This is a genomic window from Sedimentitalea sediminis (assembly GCF_042687825.1).
In the GTDB taxonomy this organism is placed as follows: domain Bacteria; phylum Pseudomonadota; class Alphaproteobacteria; order Rhodobacterales; family Rhodobacteraceae; genus Sedimentitalea.
Map to the genome: position 1 here is coordinate 1 of NZ_JBHUQE010000013.1, position 21,203 is coordinate 21,203.

At 62.0% G+C, this 21,203-nt stretch carries 20 protein-coding genes; 11 read left to right on the forward strand and 9 right to left on the reverse strand.

What is annotated here, in order from left to right:
• Nucleotides 1-64: 64 nt before the first annotated feature.
• From lpdA to mdh, 8 genes are all read right to left on the reverse strand, one after another.
• Nucleotides 65-1,453, reverse strand: coding sequence for a dihydrolipoyl dehydrogenase (gene lpdA, locus ACFMPD_RS11660; RefSeq protein WP_380994362.1), 1,389 nt, complete (start codon nucleotides 1,451-1,453; stop codon nucleotides 65-67).
• Between the two features lie 346 nt (nucleotides 1,454-1,799).
• Nucleotides 1,800-3,311 carry a 2-oxoglutarate dehydrogenase complex dihydrolipoyllysine-residue succinyltransferase gene (gene odhB / locus ACFMPD_RS11665; protein ID WP_380994365.1) on the reverse strand — a complete coding sequence of 504 codons (1,512 nt, stop codon included), beginning with the start codon at nucleotides 3,309-3,311 and terminating at the stop codon, nucleotides 1,800-1,802.
• A 3-nt stretch (nucleotides 3,312-3,314) separates the two neighbouring features.
• Nucleotides 3,315-6,275: a 2-oxoglutarate dehydrogenase E1 component gene (locus ACFMPD_RS11670; RefSeq protein ID WP_380994368.1), complete on the reverse strand. Its 2,961-nt coding sequence runs from the start codon at nucleotides 6,273-6,275 to the stop codon at nucleotides 3,315-3,317.
• Between the two features lie 168 nt (nucleotides 6,276-6,443).
• Nucleotides 6,444-7,325, reverse strand: a complete 882-nt coding sequence (gene sucD, locus ACFMPD_RS11675; protein WP_380994371.1) for a succinate--CoA ligase subunit alpha — start codon at nucleotides 7,323-7,325, stop codon at nucleotides 6,444-6,446.
• Nucleotides 7,326-7,341: 16 nt separating this feature from the next.
• A complete protein-coding gene (locus ACFMPD_RS11680) occupies nucleotides 7,342-8,190 on the reverse strand; it encodes a glycosyltransferase family 25 protein (RefSeq protein WP_380994373.1) in 849 nt (282 codons plus the stop codon).
• 33 nt (nucleotides 8,191-8,223) lie between these two features.
• Entirely contained in the window at nucleotides 8,224-9,417 is a 1,194-nt protein-coding gene (gene sucC, locus ACFMPD_RS11685) for an ADP-forming succinate--CoA ligase subunit beta (protein WP_380994375.1), read from the reverse strand.
• A 273-nt stretch (nucleotides 9,418-9,690) separates the two neighbouring features.
• On the reverse strand, nucleotides 9,691-10,434 hold the full coding sequence (locus ACFMPD_RS11690; protein WP_380994378.1) for a PEP-CTERM sorting domain-containing protein: 744 nt from the start codon (nucleotides 10,432-10,434) through the stop codon (nucleotides 9,691-9,693).
• Between the two features lie 271 nt (nucleotides 10,435-10,705).
• The gene (mdh, locus tag ACFMPD_RS11695) at nucleotides 10,706-11,668 is read right to left on the reverse strand and encodes a malate dehydrogenase (RefSeq protein WP_380994381.1); all 963 of its coding nucleotides are present in this window, start codon (nucleotides 11,666-11,668) and stop codon (nucleotides 10,706-10,708) included.
• Between the two features lie 160 nt (nucleotides 11,669-11,828).
• Between mdh and ACFMPD_RS11700 the strand changes: the two genes are divergently transcribed.
• A complete protein-coding gene (locus tag ACFMPD_RS11700; RefSeq protein WP_380994383.1) occupies nucleotides 11,829-12,584 on the forward strand; it encodes a sulfite exporter TauE/SafE family protein in 756 nt (251 codons plus the stop codon).
• 48 nt (nucleotides 12,585-12,632) lie between these two features.
• Here ACFMPD_RS11700 and ACFMPD_RS11705 read toward each other — a convergent pair whose 3' ends face one another.
• The gene (locus ACFMPD_RS11705) at nucleotides 12,633-12,950 is read right to left on the reverse strand and encodes a hypothetical protein (protein WP_380994386.1); all 318 of its coding nucleotides are present in this window, start codon (nucleotides 12,948-12,950) and stop codon (nucleotides 12,633-12,635) included.
• A 322-nt stretch (nucleotides 12,951-13,272) separates the two neighbouring features.
• Between ACFMPD_RS11705 and ACFMPD_RS11710 the strand changes: the two genes are divergently transcribed.
• The 10 genes from ACFMPD_RS11710 to ACFMPD_RS11755 all read left to right on the forward strand — a co-directional run bounded on the left by ACFMPD_RS11710 (nucleotide 13,273) and on the right by ACFMPD_RS11755 (nucleotide 21,188).
• Entirely contained in the window at nucleotides 13,273-14,130 is an 858-nt protein-coding gene (locus ACFMPD_RS11710) for an HpcH/HpaI aldolase/citrate lyase family protein (protein WP_380994389.1), read from the forward strand.
• Nucleotides 14,131-14,136: 6 nt separating this feature from the next.
• Complete coding sequence (locus ACFMPD_RS11715; protein WP_380994391.1) at nucleotides 14,137-14,691, forward strand: NnrU family protein; 555 nt, start codon at nucleotides 14,137-14,139, stop codon at nucleotides 14,689-14,691.
• Between the two features lie 10 nt (nucleotides 14,692-14,701).
• A complete protein-coding gene (locus ACFMPD_RS11720) occupies nucleotides 14,702-14,908 on the forward strand; it encodes a DUF1737 domain-containing protein (protein WP_380994394.1) in 207 nt (68 codons plus the stop codon).
• On the forward strand, nucleotides 14,908-15,954 hold the full coding sequence (locus ACFMPD_RS11725) for a MaoC family dehydratase (RefSeq protein WP_380994396.1): 1,047 nt from the start codon (nucleotides 14,908-14,910) through the stop codon (nucleotides 15,952-15,954). The genes ACFMPD_RS11720 and ACFMPD_RS11725 overlap by 1 nt, the downstream gene beginning before the upstream one ends.
• A 103-nt stretch (nucleotides 15,955-16,057) precedes the next feature.
• Nucleotides 16,058-16,729: a DUF1194 domain-containing protein gene (locus tag ACFMPD_RS11730; RefSeq protein WP_380994398.1), complete on the forward strand. Its 672-nt coding sequence runs from the start codon at nucleotides 16,058-16,060 to the stop codon at nucleotides 16,727-16,729.
• A 163-nt stretch (nucleotides 16,730-16,892) separates the two neighbouring features.
• The gene (gene sdhC / locus ACFMPD_RS11735; protein ID WP_380994400.1) at nucleotides 16,893-17,279 is read left to right on the forward strand and encodes a succinate dehydrogenase, cytochrome b556 subunit; all 387 of its coding nucleotides are present in this window, start codon (nucleotides 16,893-16,895) and stop codon (nucleotides 17,277-17,279) included.
• A gap of 12 nt (nucleotides 17,280-17,291) precedes the next feature.
• A complete protein-coding gene (gene sdhD, locus ACFMPD_RS11740) occupies nucleotides 17,292-17,663 on the forward strand; it encodes a succinate dehydrogenase, hydrophobic membrane anchor protein (protein WP_380994403.1) in 372 nt (123 codons plus the stop codon).
• Between the two features lie 24 nt (nucleotides 17,664-17,687).
• The gene (sdhA, locus tag ACFMPD_RS11745; protein WP_380994406.1) at nucleotides 17,688-19,493 is read left to right on the forward strand and encodes a succinate dehydrogenase flavoprotein subunit; all 1,806 of its coding nucleotides are present in this window, start codon (nucleotides 17,688-17,690) and stop codon (nucleotides 19,491-19,493) included.
• Nucleotides 19,494-19,513: 20 nt separating this feature from the next.
• Nucleotides 19,514-20,341 (forward strand): hypothetical protein, encoded by an 828-nt coding sequence (locus ACFMPD_RS11750; RefSeq protein WP_380994409.1) that lies wholly within the window; start codon nucleotides 19,514-19,516, stop codon nucleotides 20,339-20,341.
• A gap of 67 nt (nucleotides 20,342-20,408) precedes the next feature.
• Entirely contained in the window at nucleotides 20,409-21,188 is a 780-nt protein-coding gene (locus ACFMPD_RS11755; RefSeq protein ID WP_380994411.1) for a succinate dehydrogenase iron-sulfur subunit, read from the forward strand.
• The last annotated feature ends 15 nt before the right edge of the window (nucleotides 21,189-21,203 follow it).

The following is a 21,203-nucleotide window of genomic DNA, read 5'->3' on the forward strand; positions in this document are numbered from 1 at the left end:
ATACCAGATAAATAACGCGCAGCGCCGCAGAACCGCCGTCCCCGACATACCGGGTGTCGGAATGTCACGAGTGGATGGCACCGTCGCCACAGGCTAGCGCGGCTTCGCGCACGGCTTCGGAATAGGTCGGGTGCGCGTGGCAGGTCATGGCCAGATCCTGAGCAGCGGCACCGAATTCCATCGCGACGCAGACCTCGTGGATCAGATCGCCGGCACCAGGGCCGATGATATGCGCGCCCAGAATGCGGTCGCTGTCCTTGTCGGCCAGGATCTTCACGAACCCGTCGGCGGCGAAATTCGCCTTGGCCCGGCCATTGCCCATGAACATGAACTTGCCGACCTTATAGGCGCGTCCGGCCTCTTTCAGGGTCTCTTCGGTCTCGCCGACATTGGCGACCTCGGGATGGGTGTAGATCACGCCGGGAATGACGCCGTAATTGACATGGCCATGCTTGCCCGCGACCACTTCGGCGGCGGCCATGCCCTCGTCCTCGGCCTTGTGCGCCAGCATCGGGCCGTCGATCGCATCGCCAATGGCATAGATGCCCGGCACGTTGGTCTGCCATTGGGCGTTGGTCTTGATCTGACCGCGCGGCGACATCTCGACCCCCAGCGCATCCAGCCCGAGACCGTCCGTATAGGGCTTGCGCCCGGTCGCGACCAGCACCACGTCGGCGTCCAGTTCGTGTTCGCTGTCATCCTTGCGCAGCTTGTAGGTGACCTTGGCCTTGGTCTTGCTCGCCTCGGTTTTCTGCACCGCCGCGCCCATGATAAAGTCCAGCCCCTGTTTTTTTAGGATGCGCTGAAAGCTCTTTTGCACTTCGCCATCCATGCCCGGGGTGATCGCGTCGAGGAACTCGACCACGGTGACCTCGGCTCCGAGGCGGGAATAGACGCTGCCCAGCTCCAGACCGATCACGCCGGCGCCGATCACCACCATCTTTTTCGGCACCTTGCCCAGTTCCAGCGCGCCGGTCGAGGTGACGACGACCTTTTCGTCGATCTCGACACCGGGCAGCGACGAGGGTTCAGAGCCCGAGGCGATGATGATGTTCTTGGCCTCATGCACCTCGTCGCCGACCTTGACCTTGCCGGCCTCGGGGATCGAGCCCCAGCCCTTGAGCCAGTCGACCTTGTTCTTTTTGAACAGGAACTCGATGCCCTTGGTGTTGCCTTCGATCACGTCGTTCTTGTAGGCCTGCATCTGTTTCCAGTCGACCGAGGGGCTTTTGCCCTTGAGGCCCATCTTGGCAAAATTGTGCTGCGCCTCGTGCAGCGAGTGGCTGGCGTGCAGCAGTGCCTTGGACGGGATGCAGCCGACGTTCAGGCAGGTGCCGCCCAGGGTATCGCGCCCTTCGACGCAGGCGGTTTTCAGGCCCAGCTGGGCGCAGCGGATGGCGCAGACATAGCCGCCGGGACCCGAGCCGATGATGATGACGTCATAATTTGCCATGAAGGATGTCCTTTGTTGTGAGCCGGGACGGGCGTGGCCTCTGTCGCATGTGCGCGACGATCCCGGGATTGTGCGACCTTTAGAAAGCCAGCGTTTGTGCCGGGGCGATCTTTCCAGACAGGGTGCGGAGGGACAGGCGATGCGATGAATGCGCATCCGGAATGGGCTTCCGTCTGTCCCCTTGGGGGTCCATCGGTGGACCCTGTGCCCGGCCGGCGCATTTGGTGCGGCCGTGTTGTTCCGCCTGCAGCGCTGGATAGTCTCCCCGATTTTCCGATCATTTGGCGTGGTTGCGCTCCGGTGCCCCCGCGCCAACAGAACGCGCGGGGGCTACCGGGGTTTCAGATTACAGGTCCATCAGCAGGCGGCGGGGGTCTTCCAGCGCCTCTTTCACACGCACCAGGAAGGTCACGGCGCCCTTGCCGTCGACGATCCGGTGGTCATAGGACAGCGCCAGGTACATCATCGGGCGGATCTTGATCTCGCCGTTGATGACCATCGGCCGGTCCTGGATCTTGTGCATGCCCAGGATACCCGACTGCGGCGGGTTCAGGATGGGCGAGGACATCAGCGAGCCATAGACACCACCGTTGGAGATCGTGAAGGTGCCGCCCTGCATCTCGGCCATGGACAGTTTGCCGTCGCGGGCGCGCTTACCCTTTTCGCCGATCGCCTTTTCGATCTCGGCAAAGGACATCTTGTCGGCGTCCCGGATCACCGGCACCACCAGACCCTGCGGTGTGCCCGCGGCGATGCCCATATGCACGAAGTTCTTATAGACGATGTCGGTGCCGTCGATCTCGGCATTGACTTCGGGCACCTCTTTCAACGCGTGGCAGCAAGCCTTTGTGAAGAAGGACATGAAGCCCAGGCGCACGCCGTGTTTCTTTTCGAACTGGTCCTTGTACTGGCTGCGCAGGGCCATCGCCTCGGTCATGTCCACCTCGTTATAGGTGGTCAGGATCGCGGCGGTGTTCTGCGCGTCCTTGAGGCGTTTCGCGATGGTCTGGCGCAGGCGGGTCATCTTGACCCGCTCTTCGCGCGCCGCATCGTCGGCCGGCACGGGTGCCCGCGGAGCGGCGGCCGCGGCCGGGCTGGCCGGGGCGGGGGCGGCGGTCAGGGTCCGGGCGACGTCGTCCTTCATGATGCGGCCATCGCGTCCGGTGCCGGTTACCGCATCGCGGGACAGACCGGCCTCGGCCATGGCCTTTTTCGCCGAGGGTGCATCCTCGACATCGCGGCCGCTGCCGCCGGCGGCGGGGGCCGCCGCGGGTGCGGCGCTGGCGGGCGATGCTGCAGCCGCCGCGCCGGCGGCGCCGCCGATCACGCCCAGCTTGGCGCTGGCGTCCACGGTGGTGCCTTCGGGGGCGGTGATTTCAGCCAGTACCCCCGCGGCGGGTGCGGGGACCTCGACGCTGACCTTGTCGGTCTCCAGCTCGCACAGCATTTCATCCTGCGCGACAGAGTCGCCGACCGCCTTGAACCAGGTGCTGACCGTGGCCTCGGTCACGGATTCGCCCAAGGTCGGCACCATGACGTCGACGCTGGCCGGTGCATCGCCGGATGCCGGGGCACTGGCGGCGGCGGGGGCGGCAGCCGCCGGGGCGGCGGCGGCACCGGCGCCCTCGCTGAGTGTCGCCAGAAGGGCATCGACGCCGACGGTGTCGCCTTCGGCCGCGACGATCTCGGCCATTGTGCCGGCCGCGGGGCTGGGGACTTCGACGGTCACCTTGTCGGTTTCCAGTTCGCACAGCATTTCATCGACGGCCACAGCATCGCCGGGTTGCTTGAACCAGGTGGCAACGGTGGCTTCGGTGACGGATTCGCCCAGAGTCGGAACGCGGATTTCGGTGGTCATTGATTAATTTCCTTCAATCGTAAGCGCTTCGTTCACCAGCGCGTCTTGTTGGGCTTTGTGTTGGCTGGCCAGTCCGGTGGCCGGAGAGGCCGACGTGGCGCGACCGGCATAGACCGGGCGCTTGTGCTTGGCCTTGATCCGGTTCAGCACCCATTCGATGTTGGGTTCGATAAAGGACCAGGCCCCCTGATTTTTGGGTTCCTCCTGGCACCAGACCATTTCCGCCCCCTTGAAGCGTTCCAGTTCCTTGACCACCGACATTGCCGGGAAGGGGTAAAACTGTTCGACGCGCATCAGATAAACGTCGTCGATGCCGCGCTTGTCGCGCTCTTCCAGCAGGTCATAATAGACCTTGCCGGAACACATCACCACGCGTTTGATCTTTTTGTCCTCGACCAGCTTTGTGTCCGAGTTGCCCTTTTGCGCGTCGTCCCAAAGCACCCGGTGAAAGCTGGACCCGGTGGTGAAATCGGCTGCGTCCGAGATCGCCAGCTTGTGACGCAGCAGCGATTTCGGTGTGACCAGGATCAGCGGCTTGCGGAAACTTCGGTGCAACTGACGGCGCAGGATGTGGAAATAGTTGGCCGGCGTGGTGCAGTTGGCGACGATCCAGTTGTCCTGTCCGCACATCTGCAGGAACCGTTCCAGACGGGCCGAGCTGTGTTCCGGCCCCTGTCCTTCGAACCCGTGCGGCAGCAGCGTCACCAGGCCCGACATGCGCAGCCATTTGCTTTCGCCCGAACTGATGAACTGGTCGAACATGATCTGCGCGCCGTTGGCGAAATCGCCGAACTGCGCCTCCCACAGAACCAGCGCGTTGGGTTCGGCCAGCGAATAGCCGTACTCAAAGCCCAGGACCGCATATTCGCTGAGCATCGAGTCGATGACCTCGTATTGCGACTGGCCGCTTCGGATGTGATTCAGCGGGTAATAGCGCTCTTCGGTCTCCTGGTTAACAAGACCGGAGTGCCGCTGGCTGAAGGTGCCGCGCGTTGCGTCCTGGCCGGCCAGGCGCACCGGATAGCCCTCGGTCAAGAGCGAGCCGAATGCCAGTGCCTCGCCGGTGGCCCAGTCAAACCCCTTGCCGGTCTTGAACATCTCTTTCTTGGTTTCCAGCAGGCGGGCCACCGTCTTGTGCAACGGGAACCCGTCAGGAGCGGCGGTCAGGGCCTTGCCGACCTCGGCAAAGGTCTTCTTGGTGATCGCGGTCTTGCCGCGGACATATTCGTCCTTGTTCTTGTCCAGATGCGACCAGCGCCCGTCCAGCCAGTCGGCCTTGTTCGGCTTAAAATCCTTGCCGGCCTCGAACTCTTCGTTCAGATGCGCCTGAAAGGCGGCCTTCATGTCCTCGATCTCGCCTTCGGGGATCAGCCCGTCGGCCACCAACCGTTCGGTATAGAGGCTGAGCGTCGTCTTGTGGGTCTTGATCCGCTTGTACATGATCGGGTTGGTGAACATGGGCTCGTCGCCCTCGTTGTGCCCGAACCGGCGATAGCAGAATATGTCGATCACCACGTCCTTGTGGAACTTCTGGCGGAATTCGGTGGCCACCTTGGCGGCGTGCACGACCGCTTCGGGATCGTCGCCATTGACGTGGAAGATCGGCGCCTCGACCATCAGCGCGATATCCGTCGGATAGGGCGAGCTGCGGCTGAAATGCGGCGCGGTGGTAAAGCCGATCTGGTTGTTCACCACGATATGCATCGTGCCGCCGGTCCGGTGCCCCTTGAGCCCCGAGAGGCCAAAGCCCTCGGCCACGACACCCTGTCCGGCAAAGGCCGCATCGCCATGCAGCAGGATCGGCAGGACCGTGGTGCGTTCATGGTCGTTGTTCTGGTCCTGCTTGGCGCGGGCCTTGCCCAGCACCACCGGGTTCACCGCTTCGAGGTGGCTGGGGTTGGCGGTCAGCGACAGGTGCACGGTGTTGCCGTCAAATTCGCGGTCCGAGCTGGCGCCCAGGTGGTATTTCACGTCCCCGGAACCGTCGACATCCTCGGGCTTGAAACTGCCGCCCTGGAATTCGTTGAAAATGGCGCGATAGGGTTTCGCCATCACGTTGGCCAGCACCGACAGGCGGCCGCGGTGCGGCATGCCGATGATGATGTCCCTGACCCCCAGCGCACCGCCGCGCTTGATGATCTGTTCCATTGCCGGGATCAGGCTTTCGCCGCCGTCCAGGCCGAACCGTTTGGTTCCCATGTATTTCACATGCAGGAATTTCTCAAAGCCCTCGGCTTCGACCATCTTGTTCAGGATCGCCTTGCGGCCTTCGCGGGTGAACTGGATTTCCTTGCCGAAGCCTTCGATCCGTTCCTTGAGCCAGCCGGCTTCCTCGGGGTTCGAGATATGCATGTATTGCAGCGCGAACGTGCCGCAATAGGTGCGTTTGACGATTTCGACGATCTGGCGCATCGAGGCCATCTGCAGGCCGAGCACATTGTCGATGAAGATCGGGCGGTCCATGTCCGCCTCGGCGAACCCATAGGTCTTGGGATCGAGCTCGGGATGCGGGGTCTGGTCGCGCATGCCCAGGGGGTCGAGATCGGCCACCAGATGGCCCCGGATGCGATAGGCCCGGATCAGCATCAGCGCCCGGATGCTGTCGAGCACGGCGCGCTTGATCTGCTCATCCGTGACTTCGACACCGGTCGCGGCGGCCTTGTCGGCGATCTTCTTGCCAGCGGCCTTGGCTTCGGCGGGGGCGGCCCATTCTCCCGTAAGGGCCGCGGTCAGATCATCGGTGGGTTGCGGCGGCCAGTCTGCGCGCGCCCAGCTGGGGCCCTTGGCCTCGGCTTTGACATCCAGCTCCGCATCGCCCAGCTGGCGGAAAAACTCCGCCCAGGCAGCATCGACCGCGTTCGGGTCGTTGGCGTATTGGGCATAGAGCTGCTCCAGATACGCGGCGTTGTGACCCTGCATGAACGAAGATGCGTGAAAAACGTCGTTTGGACTGTGTTCGGTCATGTCATTACCTCTCATGGGCTGAACCGGTTCGGGCGTGACAGTCGCCTTGGAACCGGGAGCGGAGAATTGGTCCGCAGGACAAACCTGTGCCCGGGGCGCATGGCGCGCCCCGGGCGAAGCGATCTTGGTGGCTATTCAAGCCCGTGTGCAACGGGAAAAGCCAAGGGATCAGCCGATGGCTTCCAGCACGGCTTCTCCCAGCCCCGCTGGGCTTTCGGCAACCACGATACCGGCGGCTTTCATGGCTTCGATCTTGTCTTCGGCACCGCCCTTGCCGCCGGCGACGATGGCACCGGCATGGCCCATGCGGCGGCCCGGAGGCGCGGTGCGGCCGGCGATGAACCCGGCAGTCGGCTTCCAGCGGCCCTTTTTCTTTTCGTCGGCCAGGAACTGGGCGGCTTCTTCCTCGGCCGAGCCGCCGATTTCGCCGATCATGATGATGCTTTGGGTCTCGTCATCGGCCAGGAACCATTCCAGCACGTCGATATGCTCGGTGCCCTTGATCGGGTCGCCGCCGATGCCAACACAGGTGGACTGGCCCAGCCCCACATCGGTGGTCTGTTTGACCGCCTCATAGGTCAGGGTGCCCGAACGGCTGACCACGCCGCAGGAGCCGCGCTTGTGGATGTGGCCGGGCATGATGCCGATTTTGCAGGCATCCGGGGTGATCACGCCGGGACAGTTGGGGCCGACGAGGCGGCTGCTGGAGCCTTCCAGTGCCCGCTGAACGCGCATCATGTCCAGCACCGGAATGCCTTCGGTGATGGCGACGATGACTTCCATCTCGGCGTCGATCGCCTCGAGGATCGAGTCGGCGGCAAAAGGCGGCGGGACATAGATCACCGTTGCGTTGGCTTCGGTTACCGCCTTGGCCTCGTGCACCGAGTTGAAGACGGGCAGGCCGATATGCTCCATGCCGCCCTTGCCGGGGGTCACCCCGCCGACCATTTTCGTGCCATAGGCGATGGCCTGCTCGGTGTGAAAAGTGCCTTGGCTGCCGGTCAGACCCTGGCAGATGACTTTGGTATTCTCGTCGATAAGGACGGCCATTGTGTTCAACTCTCTCTTAGGTTGCTATCTGTTCGCCTTGTGCCGCGCCGGACGGAGACGCCGGATCAAAGCGGATGAGTGTGGGGCGCGCCCGTCCGCTGAGGACGCGCGCAATGACATGCGGTGGAAAGCGCAGTTCGTTCAGGCCGCGCCGAATCTTCTGGCGCCACAAGGCCCGGCCGGTCGGGCGCGGACGATGCAACCCCTGCGCCTGGCCGGGGTCGGGGTCGTTGCCCTGTTCGATCATTGCGGGCTGAACCTGGTGAATCGACATGTTTCGCGCCGCTGGCGAGGCCGCCGCATTGAACAGCAGTTGATCAATGCTGACGTCGAAAGGTTCCCGCGCCAGAAACGCCTTGGCTGCGGCACGGGTCAGCATATAGCCGGCCGAGCCGGAATGGCGCGAATACATCCGCCGGATCGTGCGTCCCCGATGGCAGACCGCCCGCCCGTCCAGGAGGACGTACAGCCCGTCGCTGCGCCAGCGTTCGAATTTCACGACATCGGCCCCTTTGGGCCACCAGCCGGTGTCAGACAGCCAACTGCCCAGATCCGTGGCGACAAAGACATCATCCTCAAGGATCAGAGCAAATTCCGCATCTGTATCCAGGAACTTCTGCCAGATTTGCGCATGGCTGAGCGTGCAGGCCATGTTCTGCAGCGTGAAAACGCCCCAGGGGCCTTCATCGCGGCAGCGTTTGCGCAGTTCGCCCTCGTCCACCTGACGCACGTCGATGGCATCGACAAACACCGCTGACACACCCGCCGCCAACAATTCGCGGGTCACAGCTCTGCGGCGCGCCGTGGCGCGCCGCAGGCTGATGACAGCCGCATAGACGTTGGGATGATGGTTTTGTACTGACATCAGGGGTCCGTGTGCCGCCGACCTGCCGCCGGCTCAGCCCTTGACGGCCTTGACGATCTTCTGGGCACCGTCCTTGAGGTTGTCGGCGGCAATCACGTCGACATCGGAGTTATTGATGATGTCCTTGCCCTTTTCGACGTTTGTGCCTTCCAGACGAACGACCAAAGGAACCTGCAGGCCGACCTCTTTCACCGCCGCGACAACGCCTTCGGCGATGACGTCACAGCGCATGATGCCACCGAAGATGTTGACCAGGATGCCTTTTACCTGCGGATCGCTGGTGATGATCTTGAACGCTTCGGTCACCTTTTCCTTGGTGGCCCCGCCGCCGACGTCGAGGAAGTTGGCCGGTTCCGCGCCGTAAAGCTTGATGATGTCCATCGTCGCCATCGCCAGGCCTGCGCCGTTGACCATGCAGCCGATTTCGCCATCCAGCGCGATATAGTTCAGGTCGAACTTGCTGGCTTCCAGTTCTTTGGGATCTTCTTCGGTCGTGTCGCGCAGCTCGGCGATGTCGGGATGGCGATAGACCGCGTTGCTGTCAAAGCCCATCTTTGCGTCCAGACATTTCAGATCACCGCTGTCGGTCACGATCAGCGGGTTGATCTCGAGCATCTCCATGTCTTTCTCGACGAACATCCGATACAGCGTGCCCATCAGCGCGACGCATTGCTTGACCTGCTTGCCGCTGAGATTCAGATTAAAGGCGATGCGACGGCCGTGGAACGGCTGATAGCCGGTGGCCGGATCGACACTGAACGACAGGATCTTTTCGGGGGTCTTGGCGGCGACCTCTTCGATGTCCATGCCGCCCTCGGTCGAGCAGACAAAGCTGATGCGGCTGGTCTGGCGGTCCACCAGCAGGGCCAGGTACATCTCGGTTTCGATGCCGCTGCCGTCTTCGATGTAGATGCGGTTGACCTGCTTGCCGGCAGGACCGCTCTGATGCGTGACCAGAGTGCGGCCGAGCATCTTCTTGGCTTCTTCAGCGGCCTCTTCGACCGATTTGGTCAGGCGCACACCGCCTTTTTCGCCGGCATCGGCCTCTTTGAATTTACCCTTGCCGCGGCCACCCGCGTGGATCTGTGCCTTGACCACCCACAATGGGCCGTCCATTTCTCCGGCGGCGGTCTTGGCTTCTTCGGCCCGAAGTACAACGCGGCCATCTGAAACCGGCGCACCGTAGCTGCGGAGAAGGGCCTTGGCCTGATATTCGTGGATGTTCATAAAACTGTCCCGTCTGACTGTGATCAAAGGCGGTATACGCAACCCGAATGCAGGCAGTTAAACGATATTTTGACGCAGGGGCGGGTTTTTCGCAAAAAAGCGACATTTGTGATCACGTGAGAAAAACGTGTGATCACAAATATAGCCGGGGCGTCAGTACGACCAACCACGCGGGGGGGCGGATCGCGATTCGGGCACACAATGAAACACACAATGAAAAACGCCGCCCGGTGCAGGCGGCGTCATCTACAGTTGCGACGATTCCGAGGGCTGTCAGGATGGTTTGCGACGTCGCGCTGCCCACCCCATCAGGCCGAGTCCGCCAACCAAAAGGGGCAGGGATGCCGGGACCGGCACCTGGGCAGTTACGGACAGTACCGAGAGATAGATTTCCTTGCCCGGTGACGTGCCGTTGCTGGTGAACAGAAAAGAGCCCCCCGCGCCCAGGCCGGTCAGGATAACCTGACCATTTGCACCCGTATCATAGGCGACGCCGTTGATCAGAATGGCATCGGTCGTATTGCTGATCAGGTTGTGGTCTGCATCGCGAATCTGCAGGCCGGTCAGTTCCACGCCCAGATTGAAGCTCAGTTTCAGTTCCTCGGGGCTGACCAGATTGTCATCACCCGGATTGCTGCCGATGCGGCTGGAGCACTGGCTTTTGCCGGCATCCGCACCTGATCCGATCAGGCCGCTGGAGCAGACACCCAGACCGGCAAAGGGACCGCGCGAATCCATGAACGGGTCGGCTGCCGCCCCTGTGGCTTTTGTCGCAGATGCGGTCACGGTGATCCCGTCCTTGGAATTGCCACCCAGCGTGCCGGCCGCCGTTGCAGTGGAATTCCCGTCAACTGTCGAAATGCCATACACTTGATCGAAAGTGCCTTCGTATCTGCTGTCGGAAGCGTTGGCGAACCAAAAGGCGTTCGCATCGGCTCCGAAATCAAATGTGGCTGCGCCTGCGGTGGTTCCGGCAAGGCACGCGGCGAAGGCCGTGGCGGTCAGTTTCTTGAGCATGGTTTACCCCTTAAAAAATGCTTTTTCATCTATTTTATCTATCGCTGGGCGTGGGGCGCCAAAACACTTGGGCAAGCACGCCGTACGTCCGAGATTCGTTTCCATTTGAAAAGATAGTGCAAAAAAATTGATGCGATTCAACAAGATTACCAAATGGTTAATGTCACCCTTGATTGAAGCACGGCATGGTTGCAAAAGCCGCGGTGATATCCAGGCAAGAAAAAGCCGGCCAACTGCAAGAGCTGACCGGCAATAGGCGTGGCTGCAAGGCTTAGCTCAGCGAGCTGTCGATACCCTTGCAGGCGTCAACCAGGCCTTTGACCGCGTTGACAGAATTGTCGAACATCGCCTGCTCGTCCTTGGTCATCTGGATGTCGATGACCTTTTCGATGCCTCCGGCACCAATGACGGTCGGCACGCCGACATACATGCCTTTCAATCCCAGGGCGCCATCGACATAGGCAGCACAGGGCAGGACGCGTTTCTGGTCCTTCAGATAGGCTTCGGCCATTTCGATGGCGGACGTCGCGGGCGCGTAGAACGCGCTTCCGGTTTTCAGCAGGCCGACGATCTCGGCGCCGCCATCCCGGGTGCGCTGCACGATGCCATCCAGTTTCTCCTGCGTGGTCCAGCCCATCTTGACCAGATCCGGCAGCGGAATACCGGCAACGGTGGAATACCGGGTCAGCGGAACCATGGTATCGCCGTGACCACCCAGGACAAATGCCGTGACGTCCTTCATCGACACGCCGAACTCGTCCGCCAGGAAGTGACGGAACCGCGCGCTGTCCAGCACACCGGCCATGCCGCAGACTTTTTCGCGGGGCAGACCGCTGAATTCGCGCAGCGCCCAGACCATGGCGTCCAACGGGTTGGTGATGCAGATCACAAAGGCGTTCGGCGCGTGATCGCGGATGCCTTCGCCGACCGATTTCATGACTTTCAGGTTGATGCCCAGCAGATCGTCGCGACTCATGCCCGGCTTGCGCGGCACACCGGCGGTGACGATGCAGACATCCGCACCGGCGATGTCGGCATAGGACTGGGTGCCGGACAGGGCGGCGTCGAAACCTTCGGAGGGACCGGATTCCGCGATGTCGAGCGCCTTGCCTTCGGGTGTGCCCTCGGCGATGTCGAACAAAACGACGTCGCCCAGTTCCTTCAGGGCTGCAAGGTGGGCGAGCGTACCGCCGATCTGTCCGGCGCCGATCAGCGCGATCTTGGGTCTGGCCATAGGAAGAGTTCTCCGATCCGATGAAAATTGCCGGTTGCCTAGTGCTTTATCCACCGCCGCGCAAGTCTTGCGCGCTGCGGCGCGAGCGCGCGGCAAAGCTGGCGAAACGCGATGCGATCGGGTAAAACGCTGAAATCGGAACGGCTTAGGGGGCTTGCGAATGCTGGAACTGGATGCCGGGTTTTTTGCCCTGGCCGGACCGGCCGTGCTGCTTGCGGGGATATCCAAAGCCGGCTTCGGTTCGGGGGCTGCCTTTGCGTCGGCCACGATTCTGGCCCTGTCACTGCAGCCGGCGATGGCGCTGGGCATTATGCTGCCGTTGTTGATGCTGATCGATCTGGCATCACTGCCGCCCTATTGGCGGCAATGGAGTTGGCCCGAGGCAAAGGTATTGATTCTGGGCGGAATTCCGGGAGTCGCATTGGGCGCCTGGCTGTTTCGGCAGGCCGATGACGACGTGCTGCGCCTGTTGATCGGCAGTATCGCTCTGGCATTTGTCGCTTGGCAGGTGGCCCAGCAAAAAGGATGGTTGCGCCCGAATGCCAGCAAAATGCCGACTGCCATTGGCCTGCTGGCCGGTCTGGTGACGGGATTTACCAGCTTTGTCAGCCATGCCGGTGGCCCGCCTGCCGCGATCTATCTGTTGTCGCAGCGGCTGTCCAAAACCGGGTTTCAAGGGACCACGGTTCTGGTGTTCTGGGCGATCAACATCGCCAAGGCCATTCCCTATTCGTTTCTCGGAATGTTCACAGTGCAGACGGCAAAGGCAGATCTGTTGCTGGTGCCGTTTGCTTTGTTGGGTACTTGGCTTGGCGTGCGCGCCCATCGCTTTGTGCCCGAGCTTCTGTTCTTTCGGATCACCCATGTTCTGCTGGTATTGACCGGCAGCAAGCTGATCTGGGATGCGCTGACCTGAGCTGGGCTTGCCGCCTTGCGGCGACCGGCCCAGTGTCCGCGTTGCAGGTCAGGCGTCGTTGCCCTGGGCGGGCAGGGCTTCGGCCAGTTCTTCGAAGGATTGGCCAGAGGCCACCAGGCATGTCATGCCCGTGGGCATGGTCACGGTGATCGTCCAGGTTCCGGTGTCTTCCGAAGCGAACACCTCAACCACGGTGCCTTGCGCTCCCAGTCCGATGCTTTGGCGGGTCTCGCCATAGCCGGTGGCCAGTCGGTCGACAACGGTTTCCCGCGGCGCGCAATTGCGCGTCTGTTGCGCCGCGACATGCTGTGCTGCAAGAGTCATCAGGCCCAGCCCGATCGTCATGTTCAACAGTGTCTTCTTCATGGGTTCTTGCCCTTTCGCCTGCGGCCTGCCCGCCCGGCTTGGCCCGCCGGTTCCCCGGTGTGCCGCGCTGGCCAGCCCAGAATACGTCCGCTGCCGGCCCGGTTGCCTGAAGGTCGGCGGCCTTGCCGACATGGCCCTCCTTGATCCGAGCTGACATTCGAAACACTGGCAAATGAGTGCTGAAAAGTGGTTAACACCGCGCGCGGTGCCGACCGCGCATTGAACGAGCGGGTCATTATGCTGCGTCGCGGCGATTTTCCGCTTGAACTTTCTGATTAAAAATGCCCCTTTCCGCGCAACAAAATGTCTTATGGAGAGACCCATGGTGTCCGCAGCACGTCCCTATCGTTCCGTCCTCTATATTCCCGCCTCAAAGGAACGGGCGTTGGACAAAGCCAGATCCCTGCCGGTGGATGCCATCATATTTGATCTCGAGGACGCCGTCGCCGCCGAAGAGAAAGTCAACGCGCGGGCGCTCTTGAGCGACACGCTGGCGGCGGGCGGCTATGGCAACCGCACCCGACTGGTGCGGATCAACGGGCTGGACACGGAATGGGGGCGCGACGATGCCATCGCGGCGCGCGACATGGATGCGGATGCGATCCTGATGCCCAAGGTTGGCAGCGCAGCGGATGTCGACGCCCTGGCCGAAATCACCGGGGATCGGCCGATCTGGGCGATGATGGAAACGCCGCGCGGCATGTTGAACGCGGTCGAGATCGCGGCACATCCGCTGATGGCCGGATTTGTCATGGGCACCAATGATCTGGCCAAGGAACTGAATACGCGGTTCCGGGCAGACCGGGTTCCGATGCTGACATCGCTGGGTCTGTGCCTGCTGGCGGCCAAGGCCGAGGGCGTGATTATCGTCGACGGTGTCTACAATGCCTTCAAGGACGCGGATGGCCTGCTGGCCGAGTGCGAACAGGGCCGCGACATGGGCTTTGATGGAAAATCGCTGATTCACCCGGCGCAGGTCGAAATCACCAACCGCGCCTTTGCGCCTTCGCCCGAAGAACTGGATCTGGCGCGGCGCCAGATCGCCGCTTTTGAAGAGTCCGAAGCCAAGGGGCAGGGTGTGGCCGTGGTCGATGGCAAGATCGTGGAAAATCTGCACGTTGCCACCGCACGCGAATTGCTGGCAAAAGCGGAAATGATCGAAAGTTTGCAAGCGGGGTAGTCCGACATGGGCTGGGGTCTTCTTATTCTGGGCTTGGCATTGTGGTGGGCCGCCCATCTGTTCAAGCGAATCATGCCGACGCAACGGGCCGCGATGGGCAACGCTGGCCGGGGCGCGGTGGCGCTGGCTTTGATTGCGTCGATCATGCTGATGGTGCTTGGGTTCCGCGCGGCGCCTTATGTTGAAATCTGGTCGCCGCCGGCTTTCATGGTGCATATCAACAACCTGCTGATGTTGACCGCGATCTGGATGATGAGTCCGGCCGGGCAGAAGGGGCGCGTGCTGAACAAGGTCCGGCATCCGATGCTGGCGGGGTTCCGCGCCTTTACGGTGGCGCATCTGTTGGTCAATGGCGATCTTGCCTCGATCATCCTGTTCGGCGGTCTGTTCGTCTGGGGGCTGGTCGAAGTGATCGTGATCAACCGGTCCGAACCGGACTGGACGCCCGGACCCGCAGGCACCCTGGCCAAGGACGGGATGTTCCTGGTGGCCTCGCTGGTGTTGATGGTGGTGATCGGTCATATCCACAACTGGCTGGGATACTGGCCGTTCCCGGCGTGAGGACAACAATTTGAGTACGCTTTACCGTTTCCTTTCCGAAGAGGACACATCGGCCTTTTGCCACAAGGTCAGCGCGGCGCTGGCCAAGGGCTGGGTGCTGCACGGGTCGCCGACCCAGACTTTCGATGCGGCCAGCGGCGTGATGCGCTGCGGACAGGCGGTGACCAAAGAAGTCGCGGCAGAATATGCGCCCGACATGAAACTGGGAGAACAGTGATGGCCACAGACCGAGTCGCCAAAACAAATCCGGGCCGGTTTTTCGAGGATTACGCTGTCGGGGATACGCTGACACATGCCGTTCCGCGCACCGTGTCCGGCGGTGAGCGCGCTCTGTATCATGCGCTGTATCCGGCCCGGCATGCGCTGTATTCCTCGGATGCTTTCGCGCAATCCTGCGGATTGCCGGCCAGTCCGCTGGACGATATCGCCGCTTTTCACGTGGTGTTCGGCAAGACTGTGCCGGACGTGTCGCTGAACGCCGTGGCCAATCTGGGCTATGGCGAGGGCCGCTGGCTGCGGCCGGTCTATGCCGGTGACACGCTGCGCTCGGTGTCCGAGGTGATGGGCATAAAGCAGAACTCGAACGGCAAGACCGGCGTTGTCTATGTGCGCACGCGCGGCATGAATCAGCGCGACGAGGCGGTTCTGGAATATGTCCGCTGGGTGATGGTGCGCAAGCGCGATGTCAGTGCCGATGCGCCGACCCCGGTGGTGCCGGAACTGGCCAAGGTTGTGGCTCCGGAAACACTGGTCATCCCGGAGGGGCTGGATTTCAGTGGCTATGATTTCGCCCTTGCAGGCGAGCCGCATCGCTGGGGCGACTACGAGATTGGTGAACAGATCGACCATGTCGATGGCGTCACCATCGAAGAAGCCGAGCACATGCTGGCCACGCGCCTGTGGCAGAACACCGCCAAGGTGCATTTTGACGTCAACGCCCGGCCCGACGGATCGCGTCTGATCTATGGCGGTCATGTCATTTCCATGGCGCGGGCCTTGTCGTTCAACGGTCTGGCAAATGCGCAGATGGTCGTGGGGCTGAATGCCGGCGCCCATGCCAATCCTTGCCTCAGCGGCGACACGGTCTATGCCTGGTCCGAGGTGCTGGACAGGGCGGAAACCGCTGCGCCCGGTGTCGGGGCGATCCGCCTGCGGCTGGTCGCCACAAAGGGGCACGCGCCTTTCGATCTGCGCGGCGACAACGGCAAGTACCAGCCGCAGGTGTTGTTGGATCTGGACTATTGGGCGCTGATGCCCGTCTAGGCCGGTTTCTGCAATCGGGATAGGCGGGGCCTGTCGCGGTTGCTAGACTGCTGCAATGTCTGATTGGCGTGCTTGGCCTCTGCTTGTGTTGGCGACGTTGACGATGTTCGCGTCGCTGCCGGCGCGGGCCTGCGATCTGGCCCTGATCCTGGCTGTGGATGTCTCTGGGTCGGTGGATGCCGGCGAATATCGCATCCAGATGGACGGGTTGGCCGAGGCCTTGCGCGACGGGGTGGTATCCGAGGCCCTGGTGCGCGGTCAGGCCGAGTTGATGTTGATGCAATGGACCGGCTCGTCGCGTCAGCAAATCACCATTCCCTGGGTGCGGATCGACAGTTTCGCAACGCTGGACCGTCTGGCCGACCGCATTGCCGCGGATCAGAGGGTCTGGCGCAACTATTCCACCGCGATTGGCGAGGCGCTGACCTTTGCCCTGCCAGCCTTTGGCCAGGTTGCGCATTGCACCCGGCACATTATCGATGTCTCGGGCGACGGGCCCTCGAACGAAGGGATCGCCCCGCGCGAGGCGCATGCGCTGGTCAGGCAGGCCGGGGTCACCGTGAACGCGATCGCCATCGAGGAAAGCGAGCCGGACCTCACGGCCTATTTCTTTGAAAACGTGATTGTTGGCGAAGGAGCATTTGTGGTTTCGGCCCGCGGTTTTGCCGACTATCCTGATCGCATTCGCAAAAAACTGCTGCGCGAGGTGTCCCGGCAAACGGCGGGCAATGCGGCCACGGCGGTCGACGGGCCACAGCCGCAGCCGCTTCGCTGATTCGGCATCAGGCTTGTGATCACAGGCGTGCGCACCGTGATCACAGATGGCCGGTTTTGTGCCAAACCGCGCCAAATAACCGCGCCTAAAGTCGGATGGCGCAGGTGACAGCCAAAATAAATCCTATAAAAACGAGCCAGCGCACAACGCAAAAGGAGTTGTCATGTCTGATGTGAACCGGGGCTCGCGCCCGCTTTCGCCACATCTCACGATCTACCGCCCACAGTTGACCTCGATCACCTCGATCTTGACGCGGATCACTGGCAATGCCATGATTTTGGCCGCCCTGATGATTGTCTGGTGGTTCCTCGCGGCGGCCACCTCGCCCGAAACTTTCGCCTCGGTGGATGGGGTCGTAACGTCCTTTCTCGGCGATCTGATCATGACGCTGTCTCTCTGGGCGCTGTGGTATCACCTGCTGGCGGGTGTTCGCCACCTGATCTGGGACAATGCCATCGGGCTGGACATCGAAACCGCCTACAAGCTGGGTTATGTCGTGGTTGGCGGCTCGGTCGTCCTGACCATCCTGACCCTGATCATCATCGCGTAAGGAGCCGCCAGGATGCAATTTCTCACCGACCGCAAGCGCGCCGTAGGCACGGGATCGGCAAAAACCGGAACCGCGCATTTCTGGGCGATGAAAGTCAGCTCGGTTGCCCTGCTGATCCTCATACCGCTGTTCATTTTCACCTTTGGCCCGATGCTGGGCGAGCCGCACGACCAGGTGGTCGCCTATTATTCGCGCCCGTTCCCGGCCATCGTTGCCGCACTGACCATTACCGTCGGTTTCATGCACTTCAAGGATGGCGCCCAGGTGCTGATCGAGGATTATGTGCACGGATTGGCGCAAAAAGTGCTGATCATCGGCGTCATCTGCCTGTCCTATGCCGCAGCGGCGACCGGCCTTTTTGCCATCGCGCGCATCGCGCTTTAACTTCGAACGAAAGACGCTGACATCATGGCTGCTTACGAATACGAAACACATGAATATGACGTTGTGGTCGTCGGTGCCGGCGGCGCCGGACTGCGGGCGACGTTGGGAATGGCGGAACAGGGATTGCGCACCGCCTGCGTGACCAAGGTGTTCCCGACGCGCAGCCACACTGTGGCCGCGCAGGGCGGTATCGCCGCATCGCTGTCGAACATGGGCCCCGACAACTGGCAGTGGCACATGTTCGATACTGTCAAAGGCAGCGACTGGCTGGGCGATACCGACGCGATGGAATATCTGGCCCGCGAGGCACCCAAGGCGGTATACGAGCTGGAACATTATGGCGTGCCGTTTTCCCGCACCGAAGAGGGCAAAATCTATCAGCGCCCCTTTGGCGGTCACACAACCGAGTTCGGTGACGGCCCGCCGGTGCAGCGTACCTGTGCCGCCGCGGACCGGACCGGCCACGCCATCCTGCACACGCTCTATGGTCAAAGCCTGAAGAACAACGCCGAGTTTTATGTCGAATATTTCGCCATCGACCTGATCATGTCCGAGGACGGGCAATGTCAGGGTGTCGTCTGCTGGAAGCTGGACGACGGCACGATGCATGTGTTCAACGCCAAGATGGTCGTGCTGGCCACCGGCGGCTATGGCCGCGCCTATTTCAGCGCCACCAGCGCGCATACCTGTACCGGCGACGGCGGCGGCATGGTTGCCCGGGCCGGACTGGCCTTGCAGGACATGGAATTTGTCCAGTTCCACCCGACCGGTATCTATGGTTCCGGCTGTCTGATCACCGAGGGCGCGCGCGGCGAAGGCGGCTATCTGACCAATTCCGAAGGCGAGCGGTTCATGGAGCGCTATGCGCCCAACTACAAGGACCTGGCGCCTCGGGATTATGTCAGCCGCTCGATGACGATGGAAATCCGCGAGGGCCGGGGGGTCGGCGCCGAGGGCGACCATATCCACCTGAACCTGTCGCATTTGCCGCCCGAGGCCCTGCACGAGCGCCTGCCGGGCATCTCGGAAAGCGCCAAGATTTTTGCCGGTGTCGACGTCACCAAGGAACCCATCCCGGTTCTGCCCACGGTGCACTACAACATGGGCGGGGTGCCGACAAACTATTGGGGCGAGGTTCTGAACCCGACCGAAGACGATCAGAATGCCGTGGTTCCGGGCCTGATGGCCGTGGGCGAGGCCGGATGTGCCTCGGTGCATGGTGCCAACCGTCTGGGTTCGAACTCGCTGATCGACCTGGTCGTGTTCGGCCGCGCCGCCGCCATTCGCGCCGGCAAGGTGGTGGACGCGGATGCGCCGAACCCCGTGTTGAACCAGGCCTCGGTCGATGCTGCCTTTGACCGGTTCGATGGGCTGCGCAACGCCAATGGCGCGGTTCCGACCGCCGATCTGAGGTTGGAAATGCAGAAATGCATGCAGGCCGACGCGGCGGTGTTCCGCACCAGCAAGACGCTGGCCGAAGGCGTTCAGAAGATGGATGTCATCGCTGCCAAGCTGGACGATCTCAAGGTCACCGACCGCAGTCTGGTCTGGAACAGTGATCTGATGGAGACGCTGGAGCTGACCAACCTGATGCCCAGCGCCCTGGCAACGATCACCGGCGCCGAAGCCCGTCACGAAAGCCGCGGCGCGCACGCGCACGAGGATTTTGCTACGCGCGACGACGAGAACTGGCGCGTACACACGATCAGCCGGGTCGACGGCAGGAAGGTCTCGCTCAGCTATCGTCCGGTCGTGGTCGATCCGCTGACAACCCAGGCCGAGGGTGGCATCGATCTGAAAAAGATCGCGCCCAAGGCGCGGACCTTTTAGGGCGCGCCGGGACGGTCATCGTGACATCGGAACCGGACATAACCCCGGACAGACGGCTGATCGTTCATTGCGGTCTGCAAAAGACGGGTTCGACGTCTTTGCACCATTTCGTCGGGCGCAACCGCGCGGCTCTGGCCGGTCGGATGGCGGTTCTGACGCCCGAGAAAGGGTCGCTGACGCGGGAACTGGGGCGTGCCGCTGTACGTTTCAGCCTGAACCCCGCGTCGCGTCAGCGGGAGGCGCTGGCCGATCTGGCACGGCAGATGTCGGCCAGAATCAAAGGCAGTGCGCCGACGGTTCTGATCAGCCATGAAAACCTGCTGGGCGCGATGCTAGGCAATGGTCCCACGGTCACGCTGTATCCGCAGTTGGAGGCGATCATTGCCATCCTGGGCGAGACGTTTGCACCGCTGCAGCCGGAATTCGTGGTCTATACGCGCGACATGTCCGACTGGAAGCACAGCGTCTATGGCCAGGCAGTCCGGTCGGACCGCTACGCCAAAAGCCGCGCTGCGTTTCTGCAAGAAACCGCGGACTGCGGCGACTGGACGGACCTCTATAAGCGCTTTGTCGCGCAGGTCGGGTCCGGAAGTGTGCGGTTCTTTCGGCTTGAGGACGAGGCCGACCCGCGCCGTCCGGCGCAGCAATTGTTGCGCTCCGCCGGTCTTAGCAACGATGAGATTGCCGCGCTCAGCCCGGTACAGGGGCGCAGCAATCCAGGCCTGAATGCCGGTGCGCTCGAGTTCATGTGGCGCCTGAACGGTCTTGGCCTGGATCGGCCGGTCCGGCGCCGCATCGCTGATCTGGTGGTTGCCCAGCAATCGCTATTCGTGTCGGAGCCCGCGTGATGCGGTCGCCGGCAGTCCTGTTCCCGCCCCTGGTCACAGGGGCCGCCATTCTTCTGGAGGCAACAATATGGTCCAACTGACTCTGCCGAAAAACTCGCGGATCACCACCGGCAAGACCTGGCCAAAACCCCAGGGCGGAAACAACATTCGCCAGTTTCAGATCTATCGCTGGAACCCGGATGACGGTCAGAACCCGCGCGTAGATACTTATTTTCTGGATATGGACAAGTGCGGACCGATGGTTCTGGACGCGCTGATCAAGATCAAGAACGAGATCGACCCGACGCTGACCTTTCGCCGGTCCTGCCGCGAGGGTATCTGCGGCTCGTGCGCCATGAACATCGATGGCATCAACACGCTGGCCTGTATCTACGGGCTGGACGAGATCAAGGGCGATGTAAAGATTTACCCCCTGCCGCATATGGAAGTGGTCAAGGACCTGATCCCGGATCTGACCCATTTCTATGCCCAGCACGCCAGCATCATGCCGTGGCTGGAGACCAAGACGAACCGTCCGGCGAAGGAATGGAAACAGTCGATCGAAGACCGCAAGAAGCTGGACGGTCTCTATGAATGCGTGATGTGCGCGTCCTGCTCGACGTCCTGCCCGTCCTATTGGTGGAACAGCGACCGCTATCTCGGCCCTGCGGCACTGCTGCACGCCTATCGCTGGATCATCGACAGCCGCGACGAGGCGACGGGTGAGCGGCTGGATGAACTGGAGGATCCGTTCAAGCTGTACCGCTGCCACACCATCATGAACTGCGCGCGGACCTGTCCCAAGGGACTGAACCCGGCGCTGGCGATCGCCGAGATCAAGAAGATGATGGTCGAACGTACGGTGTGATCCCTGTGCGGGCCG

What these genes read in the sequence shown, in the direction of transcription:
- ACFMPD_RS11715 (WP_380994391.1), top strand. Translation starts at nt 14,137, where the DNA reads ATGGGCTGGGGTCTTCTTATTCTGGGCTTGGCATTGTGGTGGGCCGCC.
- ACFMPD_RS11690 (WP_380994378.1), bottom strand. Translation starts at nt 10,434, where the DNA reads ATGCTCAAGAAACTGACCGCCACGGCCTTCGCCGCGTGCCTTGCCGGA.
- ACFMPD_RS11705 (WP_380994386.1), bottom strand. Translation starts at nt 12,950, where the DNA reads ATGAAGAAGACACTGTTGAACATGACGATCGGGCTGGGCCTGATGACT.
- ACFMPD_RS11680 (WP_380994373.1), bottom strand. Translation starts at nt 8,190, where the DNA reads ATGTCAGTACAAAACCATCATCCCAACGTCTATGCGGCTGTCATCAGC.
- lpdA (WP_380994362.1), bottom strand. Translation starts at nt 1,453, where the DNA reads ATGGCAAATTATGACGTCATCATCATCGGCTCGGGTCCCGGCGGCTAT.
- ACFMPD_RS11710 (WP_380994389.1), top strand. Translation starts at nt 13,273, where the DNA reads ATGGTGTCCGCAGCACGTCCCTATCGTTCCGTCCTCTATATTCCCGCC.
- sucC (WP_380994375.1), bottom strand. Translation starts at nt 9,417, where the DNA reads ATGAACATCCACGAATATCAGGCCAAGGCCCTTCTCCGCAGCTACGGT.
- ACFMPD_RS11700 (WP_380994383.1), top strand. Translation starts at nt 11,829, where the DNA reads ATGCTGGAACTGGATGCCGGGTTTTTTGCCCTGGCCGGACCGGCCGTG.
- sdhD (WP_380994403.1), top strand. Translation starts at nt 17,292, where the DNA reads ATGCAATTTCTCACCGACCGCAAGCGCGCCGTAGGCACGGGATCGGCA.
- mdh (WP_380994381.1), bottom strand. Translation starts at nt 11,668, where the DNA reads ATGGCCAGACCCAAGATCGCGCTGATCGGCGCCGGACAGATCGGCGGT.
- ACFMPD_RS11755 (WP_380994411.1), top strand. Translation starts at nt 20,409, where the DNA reads ATGGTCCAACTGACTCTGCCGAAAAACTCGCGGATCACCACCGGCAAG.
- sdhC (WP_380994400.1), top strand. Translation starts at nt 16,893, where the DNA reads ATGTCTGATGTGAACCGGGGCTCGCGCCCGCTTTCGCCACATCTCACG.
- ACFMPD_RS11670 (WP_380994368.1), bottom strand. Translation starts at nt 6,275, where the DNA reads ATGACCGAACACAGTCCAAACGACGTTTTTCACGCATCTTCGTTCATG.
- ACFMPD_RS11730 (WP_380994398.1), top strand. Translation starts at nt 16,058, where the DNA reads ATGTTCGCGTCGCTGCCGGCGCGGGCCTGCGATCTGGCCCTGATCCTG.
- sucD (WP_380994371.1), bottom strand. Translation starts at nt 7,325, where the DNA reads ATGGCCGTCCTTATCGACGAGAATACCAAAGTCATCTGCCAGGGTCTG.
- sdhA (WP_380994406.1), top strand. Translation starts at nt 17,688, where the DNA reads ATGGCTGCTTACGAATACGAAACACATGAATATGACGTTGTGGTCGTC.
- odhB (WP_380994365.1), bottom strand. Translation starts at nt 3,311, where the DNA reads ATGACCACCGAAATCCGCGTTCCGACTCTGGGCGAATCCGTCACCGAA.
- ACFMPD_RS11725 (WP_380994396.1), top strand. Translation starts at nt 14,908, where the DNA reads ATGGCCACAGACCGAGTCGCCAAAACAAATCCGGGCCGGTTTTTCGAG.